Origin of the sequence: Polynucleobacter sp. MG-28-Ekke-A2 (assembly GCF_035012985.1) — a bacterium.
Taxonomy (GTDB): domain Bacteria; phylum Pseudomonadota; class Gammaproteobacteria; order Burkholderiales; family Burkholderiaceae; genus Polynucleobacter.
The window spans coordinates 1-920 of the sequence record NZ_JAYGQU010000056.1; the positions used below are offsets into that span (position 1 = coordinate 1).

Annotated in this window: 1 protein-coding gene; it reads left to right on the plus strand. The window is 49.8% G+C overall.

The genetic code is table 11. The features are described from left to right. A partial coding sequence (locus VC188_RS11895) for an IS3 family transposase (protein ID WP_323484104.1) occupies positions 1–902 on the plus strand: 902 nt, incomplete at its 5' end. Positions 903–920 lie beyond the last annotated feature (18 nt).

A 920-nucleotide genomic window follows, 5' to 3' on the forward strand; every position in this document is an offset into this window, starting at 1 on the left:
GCCGCGTACTTTGCCAAGGAGTCCGGTTAAAGTACGCCTTCATCAAAAAGCACCAGCATGAGCATGCCATCCGCACCATGTGCAAGGTTTTACGAGTCCACCACAGTGGCTATTACGCCTGGCTTAAAGAGCCACTCTCGTCTCGAGCGTGTGAGAACCAAATGATTGTGACCCAGATTAAGCAAGCGTGGCTGGCAAGCGGCACCATCTATGGTTATCGCAAGATCCATGATGATCTGCAAGACCTGGGGATTGCTTGTGGTGAGCAGCGGGTGTATCGCTTGATGAAGGCGCAAGGCCTACGCTCTCAAACAGGTTACAAGCGCAAACCACGGCATCATGCTGGTAAGCCTCATGTCGCCGCTCCCAATCACCTGGCTCAGCAGTTTGATGTTTTAGAGCCCAATGAGACCTGGGTAACGGACATTACTTATATCCGCACGCATGAGGGTTGGCTGTACCTGGCGGTGGTCTTGGATTTATTCTCCCGCCAGATTGTAGGCTGGTCGATGCAAGGACGGATGGATAAGGAGCTCGTAGTCTCAGCTTTGCTGATGGCTTTATGGAAACGCAAACCCCAGCAAACCGTGATGATCCACTCGGATCAAGGCAGTCAATTTTCCAGTTACGAGTGGCAAGCGTTCTTAAAAGAACATAACCTCACACAAAGTATGAGTCGGCGCGGAAACTGCCATGACAATGCCGTAGTGGAGAGCTTTTTCCAACTACTCAAGCGGGAGCGGATCAAACGTAAAACCTATGCCAGCAGAGCAAAAGCAAGAGAAGATATCTTTGATTACATCGAAATGTTTTACAACCCGGTTAGGCGCCATAGTTACAACAATGGACTTTCTCCGGTAAGATTTGAAGAGCAGTACCAAGCGAGGTTGGGAAGTGTCTAGGATATTGGTAGCGATTCA